The 20,012-nt window shown below is 59.3% G+C and carries 19 protein-coding genes; 14 read left to right on the forward strand and 5 right to left on the reverse strand.

Features of this window, described 5'->3' with window-relative positions; all coding sequences use genetic code 11:
- Nucleotides 1–102 precede the first annotated feature (102 nt).
- Nucleotides 103–1,278 carry a glycerophosphodiester phosphodiesterase gene (locus AC097L_RS01900; RefSeq protein ID WP_479584413.1) on the forward strand — a complete coding sequence of 392 codons (1,176 nt, stop codon included), beginning with the start codon at nt 103–105 and terminating at the stop codon, nt 1,276–1,278.
- Nucleotides 1,279–1,310: 32 nt separating this feature from the next.
- Here AC097L_RS01900 and AC097L_RS01905 read toward each other — a convergent pair whose 3' ends face one another.
- Complete coding sequence (locus AC097L_RS01905) at nt 1,311–2,849, reverse strand: helicase HerA-like domain-containing protein (RefSeq protein WP_479584414.1); 1,539 nt, start codon at nt 2,847–2,849, stop codon at nt 1,311–1,313.
- A 70-nt stretch (nt 2,850–2,919) separates the two neighbouring features.
- Between AC097L_RS01905 and AC097L_RS01910 the strand changes: the two genes are divergently transcribed.
- The 12 genes from AC097L_RS01910 to rng all read left to right on the forward strand — a co-directional run bounded on the left by AC097L_RS01910 (nt 2,920) and on the right by rng (nt 13,762).
- Complete coding sequence (locus tag AC097L_RS01910; protein WP_479584415.1) at nt 2,920–3,639, forward strand: YebC/PmpR family DNA-binding transcriptional regulator; 720 nt, start codon at nt 2,920–2,922, stop codon at nt 3,637–3,639.
- The gene (gene purD / locus AC097L_RS01915; RefSeq protein WP_479584416.1) at nt 3,636–4,928 is read left to right on the forward strand and encodes a phosphoribosylamine--glycine ligase; all 1,293 of its coding nucleotides are present in this window, start codon (nt 3,636–3,638) and stop codon (nt 4,926–4,928) included. The genes AC097L_RS01910 and purD overlap by 4 nt, the downstream gene beginning before the upstream one ends.
- Before the next feature lie 20 nt (nt 4,929–4,948).
- The gene (gene hemF, locus AC097L_RS01920) at nt 4,949–5,842 is read left to right on the forward strand and encodes an oxygen-dependent coproporphyrinogen oxidase (RefSeq protein ID WP_479584461.1); all 894 of its coding nucleotides are present in this window, start codon (nt 4,949–4,951) and stop codon (nt 5,840–5,842) included.
- 8 nt (nt 5,843–5,850) lie between these two features.
- On the forward strand, nt 5,851–6,462 hold the full coding sequence (gene nadD / locus AC097L_RS01925; protein ID WP_479584417.1) for a nicotinate (nicotinamide) nucleotide adenylyltransferase: 612 nt from the start codon (nt 5,851–5,853) through the stop codon (nt 6,460–6,462).
- A complete protein-coding gene (rsfS, locus tag AC097L_RS01930) occupies nt 6,459–7,271 on the forward strand; it encodes a ribosome silencing factor (protein ID WP_479584418.1) in 813 nt (270 codons plus the stop codon). Before nadD ends, rsfS begins: the two co-directional genes overlap by 4 nt.
- Nucleotides 7,272–7,751, forward strand: a complete 480-nt coding sequence (gene rlmH, locus AC097L_RS01935) for a 23S rRNA (pseudouridine(1915)-N(3))-methyltransferase RlmH (RefSeq protein ID WP_479584419.1) — start codon at nt 7,272–7,274, stop codon at nt 7,749–7,751. It begins immediately after the preceding gene.
- 27 nt (nt 7,752–7,778) lie between these two features.
- Nucleotides 7,779–9,647, forward strand: a complete 1,869-nt coding sequence (locus AC097L_RS01940) for an ABC transporter ATP-binding protein (protein WP_479584420.1) — start codon at nt 7,779–7,781, stop codon at nt 9,645–9,647.
- A gap of 119 nt (nt 9,648–9,766) precedes the next feature.
- Nucleotides 9,767–10,330 carry a cytochrome b gene (locus AC097L_RS01945; protein WP_479584421.1) on the forward strand — a complete coding sequence of 188 codons (564 nt, stop codon included), beginning with the start codon at nt 9,767–9,769 and terminating at the stop codon, nt 10,328–10,330.
- 20 nt (nt 10,331–10,350) lie between these two features.
- Nucleotides 10,351–10,917, forward strand: a complete 567-nt coding sequence (locus AC097L_RS01950) for a YceI family protein (protein WP_479584422.1) — start codon at nt 10,351–10,353, stop codon at nt 10,915–10,917.
- Nucleotides 10,918–10,978: 61 nt separating this feature from the next.
- A complete protein-coding gene (locus tag AC097L_RS01955) occupies nt 10,979–11,554 on the forward strand; it encodes a YceI family protein (protein ID WP_479584423.1) in 576 nt (191 codons plus the stop codon).
- Nucleotides 11,555–11,660: 106 nt separating this feature from the next.
- Entirely contained in the window at nt 11,661–12,263 is a 603-nt protein-coding gene (locus AC097L_RS01960; protein WP_479584424.1) for a Maf family protein, read from the forward strand.
- Nucleotides 12,264–12,274: 11 nt separating this feature from the next.
- Entirely contained in the window at nt 12,275–13,762 is a 1,488-nt protein-coding gene (gene rng, locus AC097L_RS01965; RefSeq protein ID WP_479584425.1) for a ribonuclease G, read from the forward strand.
- Between the two features lie 125 nt (nt 13,763–13,887).
- On the opposite strand, the gene AC097L_RS01970 is transcribed toward rng, so the two are convergent.
- Both AC097L_RS01970 and AC097L_RS01975 read right to left on the reverse strand, forming a co-directional pair.
- Entirely contained in the window at nt 13,888–14,712 is an 825-nt protein-coding gene (locus AC097L_RS01970) for a glycosyltransferase family 2 protein (protein ID WP_479584426.1), read from the reverse strand.
- A gap of 1 nt (nt 14,713) precedes the next feature.
- Nucleotides 14,714–16,006 (reverse strand): O-antigen ligase family protein, encoded by a 1,293-nt coding sequence (locus AC097L_RS01975; RefSeq protein WP_479584427.1) that lies wholly within the window; start codon nt 16,004–16,006, stop codon nt 14,714–14,716.
- Nucleotides 16,007–16,052: 46 nt separating this feature from the next.
- Here AC097L_RS01975 and AC097L_RS01980 point away from each other — a divergent pair, with 46 nt between their 5' ends.
- Nucleotides 16,053–17,066, forward strand: coding sequence for a hypothetical protein (locus AC097L_RS01980; protein WP_479584428.1), 1,014 nt, complete (start codon nt 16,053–16,055; stop codon nt 17,064–17,066).
- On the opposite strand, the gene AC097L_RS01985 is transcribed toward AC097L_RS01980, so the two are convergent.
- Together AC097L_RS01985 and msbA are read right to left on the reverse strand one after the other, a co-directional pair.
- Nucleotides 17,058–18,128: a glycosyltransferase family 9 protein gene (locus AC097L_RS01985; RefSeq protein ID WP_479584429.1), complete on the reverse strand. Its 1,071-nt coding sequence runs from the start codon at nt 18,126–18,128 to the stop codon at nt 17,058–17,060. The two genes, AC097L_RS01980 and AC097L_RS01985, sit on opposite strands and share 9 nt — an antisense overlap.
- 29 nt (nt 18,129–18,157) lie before the next feature.
- Nucleotides 18,158–19,927, reverse strand: coding sequence for a lipid A export permease/ATP-binding protein MsbA (gene msbA, locus AC097L_RS01990; protein WP_479584430.1), 1,770 nt, complete (start codon nt 19,925–19,927; stop codon nt 18,158–18,160).
- Nucleotides 19,928–20,012 lie beyond the last annotated feature (85 nt).

Genomic DNA, 20,012 nt, shown 5'->3' on the forward strand with positions numbered 1-20,012 from the left:
AGTTATGTCAAAAAATATTCACAGAATATAAATATATTAGGCCGGACTCTGCGGATGTCCCGCAGTGCAACAGCTTGTAGGCCAGGTTGCCCCTGGTAATACATGGCCAAACTGAGAACATCCTCTGTGAAAAACAAAATTCGTCTCAATCGCCTCCCATTGACAATCGCCGGCGTGCTGGCTGGCATGGTTCTTACCGCCTGTGGCGGCAGCGACGACGCCCCTGTATGGCCTCCTGTGCCGACCCTGATTGGTCACCGTGGTGCACCTGCACTGCGCCCAGAGCACACCATCGCCTCGTACACTCAGGCGATTGAAGACGGTGCCAACATCATCGAACCCGATCTGGTCAGCACCAAAGATGGTGTACTGGTGGCGCGCCACGAAAATGCCATCGCCATCCTCAACGCCGACGGCACGGTGCGCGAAGCCACCACCGACATCGTGGACCGCCCAGAGTTCGCCGCGCGCAAAGCGACCAAAACTATCGACGGCACCGCCATCACGGGCTGGTTTACCGAAGACCTGACCCTGGCCGAGCTGAAAACCCTGCGGGCCCGCGAGCGCATCCCGGCCATCCGGCCGGCCAACGTGGCCTACAACGGCCAGTTCCAGATTCCCACCTTCCAGGAGGTGATTGACCTGGCCAAGTCCAAGTCGGCAGAAAAAGGCCGCACGATTGGCATCTACCCAGAAACCAAGCACCCCACTTACTTCAAATCCATCGGCTTGCCGTTGGAAAAGCGTTTGGTGGATGCACTGGCCCAGAATGGCTGGAACTCCAAAGAAGCCCCGGTGTTCATCCAATCCTTCGAGGTCGCCAACCTGAAAGAGATTCGCACCATGACCACCGCGCGTATTGTGCAACTGCTGTCGTCCAGCGGCCGCCCGTACGACTTTGTGGCCGCGGGTGCCAGCGAAACCCGCAGCTACGCGGACATCATCACCCCGGTGGGCCTGAAAGAGGTCGCCACCTACGCCAACGCCATTGGTCCGAGCAAAGACATGGTGATTCCGCTGGTAGGCGGCAACCTGGGCACGCCCACTGCGCTGGTGGCCAACGCCAAGGCGGCTGGTTTGGCGGTGCATATCTACACCTTGCGGCCTGAAAACAACTTTTTGCCCGTCAACCTGAAGAAGGCACCGATCACCGACAACACGCTGCGCGGCGATAGCATCATCGAGATCCAGACCTTTTTGCAGGCGGGGATAGACGGCTTTTTTACCGATGATTCGGCAGTCGGCAAAGAGGCGATTCGCACTTTTGTGAAGAAGTAACGAGAGCGGGGCGGGGCTGAAAGCCCCCGCTTTCAGCGCTTGCCGCCGAAGATGCCGCCCAGCACACCGCGCAAAATCTCTTGCCCGACCTTGGTGCCCATGGTGCGCACGGCGGACTTCATCATGGTCTGGGCCAGGCCATCGTGTTTGCCACCGCGCGGGCCGGTGGTGCCGAACAGGATGTCGTTCAAGCCGCCCATCAAACCACCGCCCTGTGCGCTGGTTTGCGCCGCAGGTGGTGCCATGCCGGGCAGGCTGGGCGGTTGGGCGGGGGCCGAGGCATTGGTGGCGGTGGTCTCGGTGCGGCCTTTTAGTTTCTCGTAGGCCGATTCGCGGTCTACCAGCTTCTCGTACACCCCTGCAACCAGCGAATTGGCGATCAGCGACTGGCGTTGCGCTGGGGTGATGGGGCCGAGCTGGCTTCCGGGTGGCAGTACAAACACGCGCTCGGTGATGCTGGGGCGGCCTTTTTCATCCAGCAGGCTCACCAAGGCCTCGCCCACGGCGAGCTCGGTGATGGCGGCTTCGATGTCCAGCCCGGGCTTTTGCCGCATGGTCTGCGCTGTGGCCTTGACGGCCTTTTGGTCGCGCGGTGTAAATGCGCGTAAGGCATGTTGCACCCGGTTACCCAGCTGGGCCAGCACCGAATCGGGAATATCCAGCGGGTTTTGCGTCACAAAGTACACGCCCACGCCTTTGGATCGCACCAAGCGCACCACAAGCTCAATGCGTTCCACCAGCGCCTTGGGCGCTTCGTTGAACAGCAGATGCGCTTCGTCGAAGAAGAACACCAGCTTCGGGATTTCGGGGTCGCCGATCTCGGGCAACTGTTCGAACAGCTCGGACAGCATCCACAGCAAAAACGTGGCGTACAGGCGCGGCGCGTTCATCAGCTTGTCGGCGGTCAGGATGTTGATGACACCCTTGCCGTCTACCGTTTGCATGAAGTCGCTGATGTTGAGCATCGGCTCGCCGAAGAACTTGTCGCCGCCCTGCGATTCGATCTGCAGCAGGCCGCGCTGGATGGCGCCCACGCTGGCGGCAGACACATTGCCGTACTGGGTGGTGAATTCGCTGCTGTTGTTGCCCACGTACTGCAGCATGGCGCGCAGGTCTTTCAGGTCCAGCAGCAGCAGGCCGTGGTCGTCAGCAATCTTGAACACCATGTTGAGCACGCCGCCCTGGGTGTCGTTCAGGTTCAGCATGCGGCCCAGCAGCAGCGGGCCCATGTCGGACACGGTGGCGCGCACCGGGTGGCCTTGCTCACCAAAAACATCCCACAGGGTGGCCGGGCAGGCCAGGGACTCGGGCTGGGCTATGCCACGCTCTTTGAGGATGCCGGCCAGTTTGTCGCCGATACGGCCCGCCTGGCTGATGCCGGTCAGGTCGCCTTTGACATCGGCCATGAAAACCGGCACACCGATTTTGGAGAAATTCTCAGCCAGTGTTTGCAGCGTGACAGTTTTGCCGGTGCCGGTAGCCCCGGTGATCAGGCCGTGGCGATTCGCCAACGCAGGGAACAGCTCGCAGCCGGTGGTAGCGTTTTTGGCGATTAAGATGGGTTCGGCCATGGCAAGAGTCCTGACGGGTGGGGGTAAGTAAAATCTGTCCTTAGAGTAAATCAATTGACAAGGAATTTTTGTGGCTGGTCACAGTAAATGGGCGAATATTCAGCACCGCAAGGGCCGCCAGGATGAAAAGCGGGGCAAGATCTGGACCCGCGTGATCCGCGAGATCATGGTGGCGGCGCGCCTGGGCGGTGGTGACCTGAGCATCAACCCGCGCCTGCGCCTGGCCGTGGAAAAGGCCAAGGCCGCCAATCTGGCTGCTGACACGGTCAAGCGCAACATCGAAAAAGCCACCGGCACGCTGGAAGGTGTGTCCTATGAAGAAATCCGCTACGAAGGCTACGGCATTGGCGGCGCGGCCATCATCGTGGACACGATGACCGACAACCGCGTGCGTACCGTGGCCGAAGTGCGTCACGCCTTCAGCAAATACGGCGGCAACATGGGTACCGAGGGCTCGGTAGCCTTCCAATTCAAGCACTGCGGGCAGATCATTTTTGCCCCGGGCGCGGATGAAGACAAACTCATGGAAGTGGCCCTGGAAGCCGGAGCCGAAGACGTGATCACCGACGAAGACGGCGCCATCGAAGTGCTGACCGCCTACACCGACTTTGAAACCGTGAAGCTGGCGCTGGAAAAGGCAGGCTTCACCTCCGATCTGGCCGAAGTCACCATGCGCGCCGACAACACCATCGACCTGGAAGGCGAGGACGCCGAAAAAATGCAAAAACTACTGGATGTGCTCGAAGACCTGGACGATGTCCAAGAAGTCTTCCACAACGCTGGCCTATGAAAGTTCTAGTCATTGGCGGCGGTGGCCGCGAACATGCCTTGGCCTGGAAGCTAGATGGCTGTGCCCGCGTTAACCAGGTGTACGTGGCTCCTGGCAACGGCGGCACTGCCTTGGACGACCAGCTCATCAACATCCCCATCACCGATGTGCAGGCTCTGCGCGAATGGGCCCAGGCCGAGGGGATCGCGCTGACCGTAGTTGGCCCTGAAGGTCCGTTGGCCGCTGGTGTGGTGGACGAGTTTCGCAGCCACGGCATGCGCATTTTTGGCGCCACCAAGGCGGCCGCGCAGCTGGAGAGCTCCAAGGCGTTTTCCAAAGCCTTCATGCAGCGCCACGCCATTCCCACAGCCGAATTTGAAACCTTTACCGACCCCGCAGCGGCCCACGCCTATGTGGAGCAAAAGGGCGCGCCCATCGTGGTCAAGGCCGATGGCCTGGCCGCAGGCAAAGGCGTGGTGGTGGCGCAAACGCTGGCCGAGGCCCACAAGGCCATCGACTTCATGCTGCTGGACAACATCCTGGGCGTGAGCCATAACGAGGGTGGGGCGCGCGTCGTCATCGAAGAATTTTTAGCGGGCGAAGAAGCCAGCTTCATCGTGATGTGCGATGGCAAGAACGTGATTCCCTTGGCCACCAGCCAGGACCACAAGCGCCTGCTCGACGGAGACAATGGCCCCAACACCGGTGGCATGGGTGCGTACTCGCCCGCGCCGGTGGTCACTGCTGATGTGCACGCCCGCGCCATGCGCGAGATCATCTTGCCCACCATCAAGGGCATGGAAAAAGACGGCATCACCTACACCGGCTTTTTGTACGCTGGTCTGATGATCGATGCCAAGGGCAAGCCCAAGACGCTGGAATTCAACTGCCGTCTGGGCGACCCCGAAACCCAGCCGCTGATGATGCGTCTCAAGTCCGACCTGTTCGAGGTCTTGTGGGCGGCTACCGAGCCCGGTCCGCACGGAAAATTGGACCAGATCAGCCTGGACTGGGACCGCCGCATCGCCCTGGGCGTGGTGCTTGCGGCCCATGGCTACCCCATGACCCCGCGCAAGGGCGATGCCATCACTGGCTTGCCCAAAAATACCGACGACGCAGTGGTGTTCCACGCGGGTACGGCCAAACAAGACGATACCGTGTCCACCTCGGGCGGGCGGGTGCTGTGCGTGACTGTGCTGGCCGACAACGTCAAGCTGGCCCAGCAGCACGCGTATGAGGTCACCCGTGGCATCCAATTTGATGGTATGCAGTACCGCCGTGATATTGGCTACAAGGCCATTAAAAGTTGAGCTTGCACACCGCTGATGTGATGCGGGCCTTTTTGCTGGGCCTGCAATCCAGTATCACCGCCCGCATGGCCGTGCTGGACGGCGGAAGTTTCTTGAGCGACGCGTGGGAAAAGCCGCCGGGTGAGAAGCTGCAAGGGCAGGGCATCACCCAGATTTTGGAAAATGGTGCGGTGCTGGAGCGTGCCGGTTGCGGCTTTTCGCATGTGCGCGGGCCACAGTTGCCGCCCAGTGCCACCCAGCACCGGCCCCAGTTAGCGGGTGCGCCGTTCGAGGCCATGGGCGTGTCGCTGGTGTTCCATCCGCGCAACCCGTTTGCCCCCACGGTGCACATGAATGTGCGCATGATCGTGGCCACGCCCGAGGTCGGCGAGCCGGTGTGCTGGTTCGGCGGCGGCATGGACTTGACACCCATCTACGGCTTTGAAGAAGACGCGGTGCATTTTCACCGCACCTGCCAGACTGTCCTGGCTCCGTTTGGGGACGACAAATACCCGCGCTTCAAGCAGTGGTGCGACGAGTACTTTTACCTCAAGCACCGCCAGGAGCCGCGTGGCATCGGCGGCGTGTTTTTTGACGATTTTTCCGAGCTGGGCACCGGCGGCAGTTTGGCCATGGTGCAGGCCGTGGGGTCGGCGTTTCTGGATGCCTATGTGCCGATTTTGCAGCGCCGCAAGGACATGCCCTACGGTGAGCGCGAGCGGGCTTTTCAGCTTTACCGGCGCGGCCGCTATGTGGAATTCAACCTGGTGTGGGACCGGGGCACGTACTTTGGCCTGCAGTCGGGCGGCCGTACAGAATCCATTCTGCTGTCGATGCCGCCAATGGCCAGTTGGTCGTACCAGCACGCGCCGGAGCTAGGCTCGGCTGAAGAGGCTCTGACCCGCGAATTTCTGGTTGCCCGCGCATGGGTGTGAGCCTGACTATGCGTCGGATCGGCGTGTTCGGAGGTGCGTTTGACCCACCGCATCTCATGCATGTGGCGCTGGTGCGGACGGCTTTGGCGCAGTTGCAGCTGGACGCGCTGTATGTGTTCCCCACAGGCCACGCATGGCACAAAAGCCGCACGCTCAGCCCGGCGGCCGACCGGCTGGCCATGGCCCAGTTGGCCTTTGGTGGCATCCCCGGCGTGGTGGTGGACCCGCGCGAAATTGAGCGTAGCGGCCCCACCTACACCATCGACACTTTGCACGAACTGCAGACCGAAGAACCCCAGGCGCAGCTCTATCTGGTGATGGGCGAAGACCAGGCGACACGACTGCCGACTTGGCATGGTTGGGAGGAGATCGTGCGGGCAGCTATAATTTGTGTAGCTTCTCGTGCAGATTCAACCAGCGCCAACGGCCAGTTTGGCTCTGAATTTGTACCTGAATTTCTACCCGCGGGGTCATTCCAGGCGTTGAAGGCTTCTCCCATGGAACTTAGCGCCACCGACATCCGCCACCGCGCCGCCACCTCGCAAGGGATAGCCCATCTGGTTCCCGAGGGCGTAGCGCGCTATATTGACCACCATCTTCTTTACCAAACCGACCGATGACCACTTTTGCCCAAAACGAAACCGTTGCCAAAAAAGACACCCAAAAACTCCAGCGCGCCATCGTCGATGGCTTGGAGGATGTCAAAGCGGTAGACATCGTGGTGTTTGACACCGAAGGCCTGTCGGCCCTGTTTGAGCGCGTGATCATCGCCTCGGGCACGTCGAACCGCCAAACCAAGGCGCTGGCCGCCAGCGTGCGCGATGCCGTGCGCGAGGCCGGTTTTGCCAAGCCCCGCATGGAAGGTGAGTCCAACGGCGAATGGATCATTGTGGATTGCGGCCGCGCCGTGGTGCACATCATGCAACCTGCCATTCGCCAGTACTACCACTTGGAAGAGCTGTGGGGCGAAAAGCCCATCCGCCTCAAGCTGGGTGCTGCCAAGCCGCTGCCCAAGGCCGAAGAAGTCAAACCTGCCAAGCCCGCGAAGAAGGTGCCTGCCAAAAAGCTGTCGCCCGCTGCCGCCAAACGCGCCGCCAAGATTGCCGACCGCGAATACGCCGAAAGCCTGCTGGCCCCCGAGCGTCCGGTGCTGGAAGTGGCGCCCAAGCGTGCTGCCCGCAAGACGGCTGTGGCGACACCCGTGCCGTCCAAGACCTCGACTTCGACCCGTGGTCCGGTGAAAACGGCGGTAAAAACCGCTGCCAAGACGGTCGTTAAAGCGCCCGCCAAGACGGCAGCTGTCAAAACCGTGGCCAAGACCGTGGTCATCAAGGCCCCGATCGAGACCGTGAAGAAGGCGGCTGCCGCCAAGCGTGCCGCACCCAAAACCCCTAAAGCGCCTGCCAAGCGCGCCCCCGGCCGCAAGTAAATGAAGTTGGTGATCGTGGCCGTAGGCCAGCGCATGCCCGATTGGGCGCAAACTGCCTACGACGACTACGCTAAACGCTTTCCGCCCGAGCTCAAGGTCGAGCTCAAGGCCGTTAAGACCGAACCTCGGGGCTCCAAAACCTTGGAGACGATTTATGCGGCCGAGCGGGAACGCATAGAAGCCGCCATCCAGTCCAGTATTGGCCGCAATGCCCGTATCGTGGCCCTGGATGAACGGGGTACGGCGCTGACGACCAAGGCCTTGGCGGTTAAGCTCAACGGCTGGCAGTTGGAAAGCGACGACGTGGCGCTGGTGATTGGCGGCCCGGACGGGCTGGACCCGGCGTTTCGCCAGTCGGCCCACGAGCGTATCCGCCTGTCGGACCTGACCCTGCCGCATGCCTTTGCCCGTGTGCTGCTGGTTGAACAGCTGTACCGGGCGTGGTCGGTCAACGCCAACCACCCCTATCACCGTGAATAGTCACTGCGAATAAATTGAGGCATTGTTATGCTGAGTTGGTTTGAAAACCTCGTCCATCCTTATACGGACGACACCCCCCAGCCGCCACCGCGCGGCTTTTTTCATTTTGTGTGGGCTTGCACTGTTGGCGTGCGCAAATACATCCTGGCCATGACCTTGCTCACGGCCAGTGTGGGCGTGTTCGAGGCGCTGCTGTTCGCCATGATGGGCCGTGTAGTGGACTGGCTGGGCAAGGTGCAACCGGCTTTGCTGTGGACCCAAGAAAAGAACAATTTACTGCTTTTGTGCGCGCTGCTGCTGGGAAGTCCGCTATTAATTGCATTGCAAACCCTGTTCAAGCACCAGACCCTGGCGGCCAATTTTCCGATGATGCTGCGCTGGAAATTCCACCGCCTGATGCTGGGCCAGAGCATGGGCTTTTACCAGGACGAGTTTGCCGGGCGCGTGGCCACCAAGGTGATGCAGACCGCGTTGGCAGTGCGCGATGTGTGCATGATCTTGGGCGATATTCTGGTGTTTGTGACTATCTACTTCGTCACCATGGTAGCGGTGGTGGGCAGCTTTGATGCCTGGATGCTGCTGCCCTTTCTGGGCTGGGTGGTGTTGTACGGCCTGGCCATCCGCTACTTTGTGCCGCGCCTGTCGGGTGTGGCCAAAAAACAGGCCGATGCCCGCTCGCTAATGACCGGCCGCATCACCGATGCCTACACCAATATCGCCACCGTGAAGTTGTTCTCGCACGCCGGGCGCGAGGCCGGATTTGCCCGGTCGGCGATGCAGGATTTTTTGAAGACCGTGCAGCGCCAGATGCGCCTGGTCAGCGGTTTCGAGGTGGTTAACCACGTGCTGGGCATTCTGCTGATTCTGTCCACCGCCGGACTGGCGCTGTGGCTGTGGACGCAAGGCCAGGTGGGCGTGGGCGCGGTGGCGGCGGCCACTGCCATGTCGCTGCGCCTGAACGGCATTTCGCACTGGGTGATGTGGGAAATGGCTTCGCTGTTTGAGCACGTTGGCACGGTGCAGGACGGTCTGAACACTTTGTCGCGCCCGCAAGCCGTGCAAGACGTGCCCCAGGCCCAGCCGCTGCAAGTACCCAAAGGCGAGGTGCGGTTTGAGAACGTGGACTTCGCTTACGGAGCCAAGGGGCCCGGGGCCCGCAAGGTGATTGACCAGATGTCGCTGCACATCCTTGCTGGGGAAAAGATTGGCCTAGTGGGCCGCTCTGGCGCGGGCAAGTCCACCATCGTGAACCTGCTGCTGCGGTTTTATGACCTGGAGCAGGGCCGCATCCTGGTGGATGGTCAAGACATTGCACAGGTGACCCAAGAGAGCCTGCGCGCGCAGATCGGCATGGTGACCCAAGACACCTCGCTGCTGCACCGCTCGGTGCGCGACAACATCCTCTACGGCCGCCCAGATGCCACCGATGCCCATATGGAGGCTGCAGCGCGCCGCGCCGAGGCGTTTGACTTCATCCAGACCTTGGGCGACCCCACTGGACGCACCGGTTTTGATGCCCACGTGGGTGAACGCGGCGTGAAGCTGTCGGGCGGCCAGCGCCAGCGCATCGCCATTGCCCGAGTGATGCTGAAAGACGCGCCCATCCTGCTGCTGGACGAGGCCACCAGCGCCTTGGACTCCGAGGTCGAAGCAGCCATCCAGTCCAGCCTGTACCGGCTAATGGAGGGCAAAACTGTGGTCGCCATTGCCCACCGTCTGTCTACCATTGCCGCTATGGACCGGCTGGTGGTGCTGGACAAGGGACGTATCGTCGAGATGGGTGACCACCGCAGCCTGCTGGCCTCGGGTGGCCTGTACGCCCGGCTGTGGGCGCACCAGAGCGGCGGGTTTTTGGGTGAAGAAGACGACGAACCCGCGGGCGTCGCCACGGTGTAGGTCTCCGTGGTTCAAAAAATTCGAACCATTCCGACGAATTGAGTGAACTTTTTGCCTTGGACAGTTTCTACACTAGCCAATAAGTTCACCCCTGGGTTTCACCGCCCGCCGCACTCTTTATGGCCCTGTCCACCTCTGCCTCTGCTAAACCTACAAGTTACACCGCTGTCGCCAAGATTTTGCACTGGGTGTTGGCGCTGGCATTGGTCGGCATTTTTGGTGTGGGTCTTTACATGGCCGATCTGCCTTTTTCCCCCTTGCGGCTGAAGCTCTACAACTGGCATAAATGGGCGGGCATCACGATTTTGGCGCTGTCCGCATTGCGTTTGCTGTGGCGCTTGACCCACCGCCCACCGCCCTTGCCCGTCACTACCGCCCGAACCATGCCAAAGTGGCAGCATTGGGCACATGAGGTTACCCACTATGCGATGTATGCTCTGTTTTTTATAGTTCCGTTGATAGGCTGGGCCTATAGTTCTGCGTCTGGTTTCCAGATCGTGGTGTTTGGCGTGCTGCCTTTGCCCGATCTGCTGTCTGCTAATAAGGAGCTGGCCGAAACCATCAAGCCTTTGCATGGCCTGGCGGCTTGGGCCCTGTGTGCGCTGGTGGTGCTGCATGTGGCCGCCGCCCTCAAGCACCAGTTCATTGACCGCGATGGCCTGATTGGCCGCATGTTGCCTTAATTTTTTTGCGAAAGTCATTTATGTCCTCCTTATTGAAATTCTCCGTGGCCTTGCTTTTTTCTGGTGTAGCGGTTGCGGGGTTTGCGCAGCAAAAAATCGTGCCTGCGCAGAGCGATATCGTGTTTGTGAGCAAGCAAATGGGCGTGCCGGTCGAAGGGCACTTCAAAAAATTTGATGCCCAGATCAGCTTTGATGCGGCCAAGCTGGATGCCAGCAAGGTCAGCTTCACAGTGGACATGGGCAGCGCCACTTTGGGTGTGCCAGAGACAGATGCCGAGCTGCCAAAACCCATTTGGTTCAGCAGTGTGAAGTTCCCGCAGGCTACGTTTACCTCCACCAGCATCAAGGCGCTTGGTGGTGGCAAGTTTGACGTGGTGGGCAAGCTCAGCATCAAGGGCCAGGCTCGCGATGTGGTTGTGCCAGTAGCCATGGTGCAAACCGGTCCCATTACGGTGGCCAGCGGTGTGTTGCCGATCAAACGTTTGGCCTTCAAGATTGGTGAAGGCGAGTGGGCCGACACTTCGATGGTGGCCGACGACGTGCAGGTCAAATTCAAGTTCAGCTTGACTGGTGTTGGCAAGCTGTAAGTCTTCATTCCTGCTGATTCTTTAACCCTTTCCCCTTAACTTTTCTTTTGAAAGAGAAACCATGCGCCATACCTTGTTAGCCCTTGCCGCCATTGCCACCTTGGCCGTAGGCACCGCCCAAGCCGAAACCGCCAACTACGCTATCGACCCTACCCACACTTTTGTGACGTTCGAAATCGGCCACATGGGCACCTCGACCAACCGTGGCCGTTTCGACAAAAAAGAAGGCATCGCGCAGCTTGATATCGCCGCCAAAACCGGCAAAGTGGACCTGACCATTGACGCGACCTCGCTGTCTACGGGTACAGCGGCATTCAACAAGCATCTGATGAGCGCAGACTTTTTCAACGTCGAGCAGTTCCCCACCATCAAGTTCAGCGCCGACAAGTTCGTATTCAGCGGCGACAAGGTCTCGGAAATCAACGGCACTTTAACCCTGCTGGGCAAGACCAACCCGGTCACCCTCAAGGCCAGCAACTTCAACTGCTACCAGAGCCCCATGCTCAAGCGCGAAGTCTGCGGCGGCGACTTCGACACCACCATCCAGCGCAGCCAATGGGGCATGACCTGGGGCGCCAACTACGGCTTCCCCGACGCTGTGCACCTGATCGTTCAGGTCGAGGCTGTCAAGCAGTAATCTGCGCGTAGCTTCTTCGCCAGCCCGCCCATCGTTGAGATGGGCGGGCTGTTCTTTTTGGGGGCGTTAGCGTAAACACGTTTTAGACAGCCCCGATAATTCCGCCATGATTAACTTTATCTACCTTGCCTCCCAAAGCCCGCGCCGCAGCCAGTTGCTGGACCAATTAGGCGTGCGCCATGAACTGCTCTTACCCGGTCTGGAGGAGGACAGTGAGGGCTTGGAGGTTGCTATTAAAAATGAAGCACCCACTGCATATGTGAAGCGCGTAACAGGCCTAAAACTAGATGCAGCGCTGGCGCGGATGCAGCAGCGCGGCCTGCCCGTTGCGCCGATCTTGTGCTCTGACACCACGGTGGCGCTGGGTCGACAGATTTACGGCAAACCCGAAAACGCCAAAGATGCCGTACGCATGCTGACAGAGCTTGTCGGGTCCCGGCACCGGGTGCTGACGGCGGTGGCGTTGCAGCATGGTCGCAAGCGGCTGGAAGCCCTGAGCGATTCACAGGTGACATTTGCGCCACTGACGGCGGCGCAGATCAAAGCCTATGTGGCATCGGGCGAGCCGCTGGGCAAAGCCGGTGCCTATGCGGTGCAGGGCAGGGCGGCAGGGTTTATCTCGCAGATCCGTGGCAGCTATTCGGGCATCATGGGCTTGCCCATGTTCGAGACGGCGCAACTGCTGCACGCAATGGGATACAAGCTTTGACAACACCCCCTATGCAGCAAGACATCCTTATCAATTGGTCGCCCCAAGAAACCCGCGTGGCGGTGGTAGAGCACGGCTCGGTACAAGAGCTTCACATCGAGCGCACCCTGGAGCGTGGCATGGTGGGCAACGTCTACCTGGGCAAGGTGGTACGGGTGTTGCCAGGCATGCAGTCCACGTTTATCGACATCGGGCTGGAGCGGGCGGCGTTTTTGCATGTGGCTGATCTGGTCAATGGCTTTGTAGGCCATAAAGCGGCAGAGCCCGATGCCAAGGTGGTCCCTGTGGTGCCGATTGAACGCCAGGTTTTCGAGGGCCAGGCTTTGATGGTGCAGGTCATCAAGGACCCGATTGGCACCAAGGGCGCGCGCTTGTCTGCCCAGATCAGCATTGCCGGGCGCTTACTGGTATTTTTGCCGCAGGACGACCACGTGGGCGTGTCGCAAAAAATTCCCCTGGCCCAGCGCGAAGATTTACGCAAGCGTTTGCAGACCCTGGTGGGTGACTCCGCTACCGGTGGTGGTGGTGGTTTTATTTTGCGCACCAATGGCGAGGACGCGACCGATACCGAACTGGCCGAAGACATTGCCTATTTGCGCAAAGCCTGGGCGCGCATCAAAAGCGCCTCGGTGCGCCTGCCGGCTACATCCTTGCTGCACCAGGATCTGAACCTGCTGCAGCGGGTGTTGCGCGACCTGGTGGGCGAACAAACCCAGACCATTCGGCTTGATTCCCGTGAGCAGTTCGACATGCTGCAGGCGTTTGGTAAGGAGTTCATGCCCGCGGCGGTAGAAAAGCTGCAGCACTATAAGGGCGAGCGACCGATTTTTGACCTGTTCTCTATCGACGAAGAAGTGGCCAAGGCCCTGGGGCGGCGGGTGGAGCTGAAGTCGGGCGGCTACCTGATCGTGGACCAGACCGAGGCCTTGACTACGGTAGACGTGAACACCGGCGCATTCGTCGGTGCCCGCAATTTCGACGACACCATTTTCAAAACCAACCTGGAAGCCACCCAGGCCATTGCCCGGCAACTGCGTTTGCGCAACCTGGGCGGTATTGTCATCGTGGACTTCATCGACATGGTGCGCGAAGACCACCGCGACACCGTGCTGGCCGAGTTCCGCAAGCAACTGGCCCGCGATCGCGTCAAAACCACCGCAGGCGGCTTTTCTGCGCTGGGGTTGGTGGAGATGACCCGAAAGCGCACCCGGGAGTCCCTGGCGCACATGCTGTGCGAGCCCTGTGCCGTGTGTAGCGGCAAAGGCACGGTTAAAACCGCCCGCAGCGTGACCTACGACATCCTGCGCGAGATCCTGCGCGAGGCCCGCCAGTTCAATCCGCGCGAGTTCCGCATCGTCGCCTCGCCCAAAGTGATTGAGCTGTTTCTGGACGAAGAGAGCCAGCATCTGGCGGGCCTGAGTGACTTCATCGGCAAGCCGATTTCGCTGCAGAGCGAAGGGGCCATGGGGCAGGAGCAGTACGACATCGTGCTGTTGTGAACACCCCCAGGCTTTTCACTTCGTGTAAAAGCCAACTTTCTTGCAGGAAGCAACACCAGCGGCCTGGCGAAGCCAGTGCCACAATGTTTGTGGCGTAAGACAGTCTCGTCTTCAGCAGCTGGAGGCTAAATCCAGCGGAACTGGCTGCCTTCGCGCAGGCCATGGATGGTCATGGCGTGGGCTGCCAGCTCTTCTTGCCGCCATTGCTTTTGCTGGGCCACCCGCTGCGATTTGGCCAGTTTGCGGGCCAACCAACTTTGGTTGAGCAGCTTGTAGTTGTAGCGGTAGCCTAGGCCGTCATTGGCCGACAAGCCGCGCTCTTGCTTCATGGCGGTCTGGGTCACCGAACCATAATGGTGCAGCCAGGAAGCGCCGGTAATGCCTACCGGAATGTTGGCTTTTTCCAGTTCGTGGAAGAAAAGCGTGTCTTCGTAGCCCAGCAGCTTGGGCACGGGCTGGAAGTAGCCCACGTCCATCCACACCGATTTGTGTACAGCCAGGCACACCGCGTGGCGGCCACCGATGCGCGCCGTGCCCGCCATTTTTTGCGAAGCCATTGCGCTGAAGTCTTCAAAGTCGTAGTCCAGCGCGCCTTCGATCAGCGCTGGTGAAATCACCTTCAGACCGCGCTGTTCGGCCACGCTGATTAACGACTCGATCCACTGCGCGCTGACCAGCACATCGTTGTTCATCACGATGGTCCACTCGGCCTGCAAGGCCAGAGCGCCCTGGTTCCAGGCCACACCGCAGCCCAGATTGGCATCGTTGTAGATGCGCCCCCCCACGGGCACGGTGAGCAAGTACTCGCGGGTGGCATCTTTAGAGCCGTTGTCCACCACAATCAGCCGCGACAAGTCCATGCCGTGGCGCACCATGCTGTCTATGCATTGGCGGGTGTATTCCACCTGGTTGTAGCAGGCAAAGGTGAGGGCGTAGCGTGCAGGATTCATATCAAGCCGGTTGGGGACGCAGCACTTGGGCTGCGAGGGCGGACACCATCAGTGCGTAAAACGAGACGGTGTATTTCAGGTTAAAAGTTTCGGTACTCAAGCTAAAGCAAAAGACTGCCATGATGTAGCAAAGCCCTACCAACCCCGCTGCCCGAACGCTGGGCACTGTGGAGGTGCTGCCCCGGTAAAACACCACCGCAGGCACTACAAACATCAAGATGCTGGAGACCAAGCCAAAGATGCCGGAGCGCAGTGCGCTCTGCATGATTTCATTGTGCACGCCGTTGTGGACTACGGCGAATTCCAAGGCTTCGGTGTTGAATGCCGCTATAGCCGGAATACTGGTGAGCGCTGGGTAGGCTGTGTCGCCATAGCCGACAACAGGTTGCTCCAGAAATAGCAAGCCCGCTGCCCGTAGTAACGAGATCCTCAGCCCAGTCGCGGTATCGTGGCCGTCTCCATGTAAATACGCTGCATATTCTGTAGCTACTAACGCAATACGGTCGCCCACGGTAGGTATTAATTTGCATATGACAAAGCCCAACATAACCAAGCCGAAAAGTGCCCAAAAAATTCTTTGCGGCTTGCGGATTCTTTGTACGCACACAACCCAAATAACCAGTAAGGCGGGAACTGCAGCCCATCCACTTCGCGATGCCGTGCCCACGCTGACCCAGAGAGCCATCAGGATGCCCATGATTTTGAGGGCTTTGAGAACGAAGCCGTCGGGACCATACAGGTTCAGTGTGAACAAGCAGATGAAACCCAGGAGCGTGGCGTATTGCCCCAGCGTTAAAGGATCCACCGCAACGGTGCCAAAGCGTCCGTTGGGAATATTCACGAAGTCGTAAGGGTGTACCCACAGCAGGCCGCACAGGATCGTCAGAGAGAGTGGTGCGGACCATTCCAGCAAGCGCACAAAATCAATGGGCTTGTGCAGTAGGTACACAAAAAGCAGCACTGCCAGCAAGGGGCGACTCGGCCCATCCAGCAAGCCTGCCCGCATATCCCCACGCAGCAGTTCACCGACAAGTACGGCTAGAAAAGAAGATACCAATGCGGCTACTGTCCATAGCGCGGCCTTTTGCCCATGCAATACTGCGAAGCTGCGGTCTGTACGGGCGAGCTCCCATGCCGCAATAACGATAAGAAAAAATACGAAAAAAATCGTCCAGCTGCGCACACTCAGAAAGCACAGCGGAGCTAAAGCCAGACAAGCCACCGCCAACAAATCGGGGATACTTGCCTGGGTGTTTTTGCTGTTCGATGAATAAATTCCCTTGTGGGCCAGCATGCGAAACAAGTGGGCTATTCGAATGGCGCTAGAAGGGCAAGTGGACATGAACAAACAAAAAAATATGCAAAAAAGTAGGTACCAGAAAGTGCTTGTCGCGTGTCCCGGCAATGCCATGACCGCGGGTCCAGAGGCGCTACACCAGTTGGTCCAGAGAATGAATGCGCTGGGTCAACTTGCTGCGATGGTATACCACCCATTTAGCCAGCCCTTTGCTACTCCGCAGGCTTACCAAAAGTACCGTGTACCTGTAGAAAAGTACGAAGACTGTTCTGGAAGCTTGATTTTATTCCCGGAGATTTTTACCCAACTGGCGTTAAAGACCCAGCATGCGCAAGCCGCCATCTGGTGGATGTCGGTTAACAATTTCACCGGTGTGCGCTACCAAAATCCATTACGGGACAGATTGCGATTTTTGAAAAACAAGATCAAAGGCCGCATTCCCTGGCGAGGCATCGATGCATTGCGGGAGCTTGGACATTTTGCCCAGAGCCATTACGCCACCTTGTTTTTACAGAGCCATGGTATTAATGCCTTGTCCTTGTCCGATCCCATCCCTTTCTATACCGAAGCTTCGTATTTAAAGGGGCTTCCCGAACGCCTAGCCCAGGCCCAGCGCAGCAATCGGATTTTTTACAACCCGCACAAGGGCGCAGCGGTGACTGCACAACTCAAGGCCGCTTTTCCTGCCTGGGACTTCATGCCTTTGTCGGGCTACAACCGCCAGCAACTTGCCGAGCACTTTTTGAGCGGCAAGCTGTACATGGATTTTGGCCACCATCCCGGCAAAGACCGCCTGCCACGAGAGGCCGCATTGCACGGTTGCTGCGTCATTACAGGGCGCTATGGGTCCACTGCCAATGATGTGGATGTCCCAATCGACCCCCGTTACAAACTCGATCCGCGTGCGCCCCATTTTCTGGCGGAATTTGAGCGCGAAGTGCAGCATATCTTCCAGGCGACGGCTGAATGCCAGAGCGGCCTGGCAGCTTACCGCCTCAAAATTGCCAACGAACCGGCCCATTTCGATGCCCAAATTACGGCAGCGTTTTTAAACTAGCGTTTGGACCGTCTGGATGACGCGGTCTGTAGACATCCGCAGCAAACAATCACTGCGACTTTGGTTATGGTCTTCACATCCGGCTTTGCTGCAGGGTACGCAGGGCAGGGTGCTTTGCAGCAAGGTGATGCTGTGCACGGTTTGCTTCTCTGCTCGTCCCACATATGCCTGTGTGAAGCGCGGTGTGCTAGGCCATGGCCCCCAGCGTACCGGGTTAGTGGGGCCAAACATTGCCAGCACGCGGATGCCCGAGGCGGCGGCCAAATGGGTAACCGAAGTGTCCGGGCCAATGTACAGGCTTGCGCGCTGAAACAGGCTGACCAACTGGTTGAAATTGAGCTGGCCGCTGGTATCAATCAATTGGGGTGAAGCTGCGAGTCCACGCAATAGTTGAATGCAATCTTGGTCTGATGGGCTGGTGCTGCCTGTGAGCACAATTTGATGGCCTTCAGCGATCAATTGAACCAGCAACTCCCGAAAATTCGCGACCGGCCATTGCTTGTACGGCCACATTGACGGCGCGTGTACCACGATGGCGCTAGGGCGAATCAAGGCATCCAGGGCGGCTGGTAACGCTTGTGCGGGTGGCGGTAGTACCTGAGCCGCCTGTACATCGGGCTGGCACCAGGGGGCTAGCAAGGCCAGTTTTTCGACTACTACATGGACGGTACCGGCATCGCCTTCGCTGACGACCACGTGGCTCAAAATCCGTTTTTTCCACCAATTACTGGAGTTTTTGGCCGGAATGATGCCGCTGCGGTGCTGGCGGCTGGCGGCCCAGCCGATCAGGTGGGCGCGGTCGCTGGGCTGGGTTACCAAGGCCAGATCGTAGCGCTTCCAGATGGTTTTCAGCACGGCCAGGGTATCGCGCCAGCCCTTGGAAGGTTGGGTAGCGATGAGCGCATGGATGTCCGGGTTACCCTGCAGCATTCCCAGGGTGCCCGCCAGACCGATCACGTCGATTTCAGCCTTGGGCCATTGGTGGCGGGCGGCGTGTATCAAGGGCGTGGTCAACAGCACATCGCCAATTTGCCGGGTCGCAACCACCAGTATCTTTTTCATGGAAATTTTCAGACCATCCGCTGCGGGTCTCACGCCGTGACGGGCTGCGTGCCGAACTGCAACGCGTGCAAACGGGCATAGAGCCCGGCCTGGGCGATGAGTTGGGCATGGGTACCCAGCTCGATGATGTCACCCTGGTCCAGCACCGCGACCCGGTCCGCGTGCTCGATGGTAGACAAGCGGTGCGCAATGATCAGGGTGGTGCGCCCTGTCATCAGGCGTTGCAGGGCTTCTTGTACTAGGCGTTCCGATTCGGTATCCAATGCGGATGTTGCCTCGTCAAGTATCAGAATCGGCGCATCCTTGTACAGCGCACGGGCTATGGCCAGGCGTTGCCGCTGGCCGCCCGACAGTTCCGTGGCGTTGTGCCCCGTCATGGTGTCAATGCCTTGCGGAGCCTCGTCCAGGAAGCCGCCCAGGTTTGCAGCCCGCAAGCAGGCCTCAACCCGTGCCCGGTCGGGCGTTTCACCCAATGCCACATTGGCGGCCAGGGTGTCGTTGAACATGATCACGTCCTGGTTGACGATGGCAAACTGATCGCGTAAGGCTTTAAGCTGCCAATCCGCAATGTCATGTCCGTCCAGCAAAACATGTCCGGCGCTGGCAGTGACAAACCGCGGCAGCAAGTTGACGAGCGAGGTTTTTCCTGAGCCCGATGGCCCCACCAGCGCCACCACTTCACCGGGCACCACGGTCAGCGACACCCGGTTCAGGGCCGACCGGGTTTCGTCGTCGCGGTACCGCACGGTGACCGACTGAAATTCAATATGGCCTTGTGCCCGCTCCACCGCGAAATCGCCGCTGGGCTCTACCGGTGTCTTCTCGATCAGGTCCAGTGCCCGCTCCATGGCAGCCAGCCCACGGGTCACGGGGCTGGCCACGTCCGACAGCCGTTTGACGGGTGCAATCAGCATCAGCATGGCGGTGATGTAGGATGCAAATTCGCCCGCGCTGACCTCGCTGGATCCTTGCAGCAAGGCCACGCAGATGACGCTCGAAAGCGCAATGGCCGACATCATGTGGGTCATGGGGGTGACCGCAGCGGACGCGGTTGCCGATTTCATGTTCAAGCGGCGCAAGCCTTCGCTCAGAAGCTGGAAGCGTTTGCCTTGTGCACCCTGGGCGGCGTGCAAGCGCACCACCCGCTGCGCCAGCACGTTTTCTTCCACCACGTAGGCCAGGCCATCGGTAGCGCCCTGGCTGCTTTTGGCAATCTGGTACAGCCTGCGCGAAAGTGTGCGGGTGACAAAGGCCACGGCGGGAAACAGCACCACCAGAATCAGCGTTAGTTCCCAGTTTAAATACAACAGGTAGGCCACCAGAGCCACCAGCACCATGCTGTCCTTAGCCAAGCCCATGACCGAGGTGACCAGGATTACCGCGCCGTTTTGCACTTCGTAGACGATGGTGTTGGACAGCGAACTAGCCGTTCGTTGGGTGAACAGCGTACTCTGGGCATCCAGCAAGCGGCTGAACATGGATGTGCGCAGTGCGTCGAGGCCGTCTTGGGTGATTTTGGCCATGGCGACATCGCCCAGGAAACTACTCAGGCCGCGCAAACCAAACACCGCTATCAATGCCAGCGGCACCATCCACGGATTCAATGCACCTTTTTGGAAGCCGTTGTCGAGCAAAGGCTTCAACATAGCGGGCACCAGGGGCTCGGTGGCGGCACCAATGATGGTAGCCATAACCACCACCATCCAGGCCGAACGGCGGCCTTTGAAAAAATACGGCGATAACCTGGGGATGCTTTGCCTCAACAGGTTGAACAAACCTGGGGATCGCTCATTTTTCATGGGGTGACTGCCTGGGCAAATGAAGGTGACAAGAAGGGCAGCTTGGATTGGGGCAGCGGTATACGGTAACAAAAAAAGTAGCTCG

It is taken from the genome of Rhodoferax sp. RT5P35 (assembly GCF_056521385.1).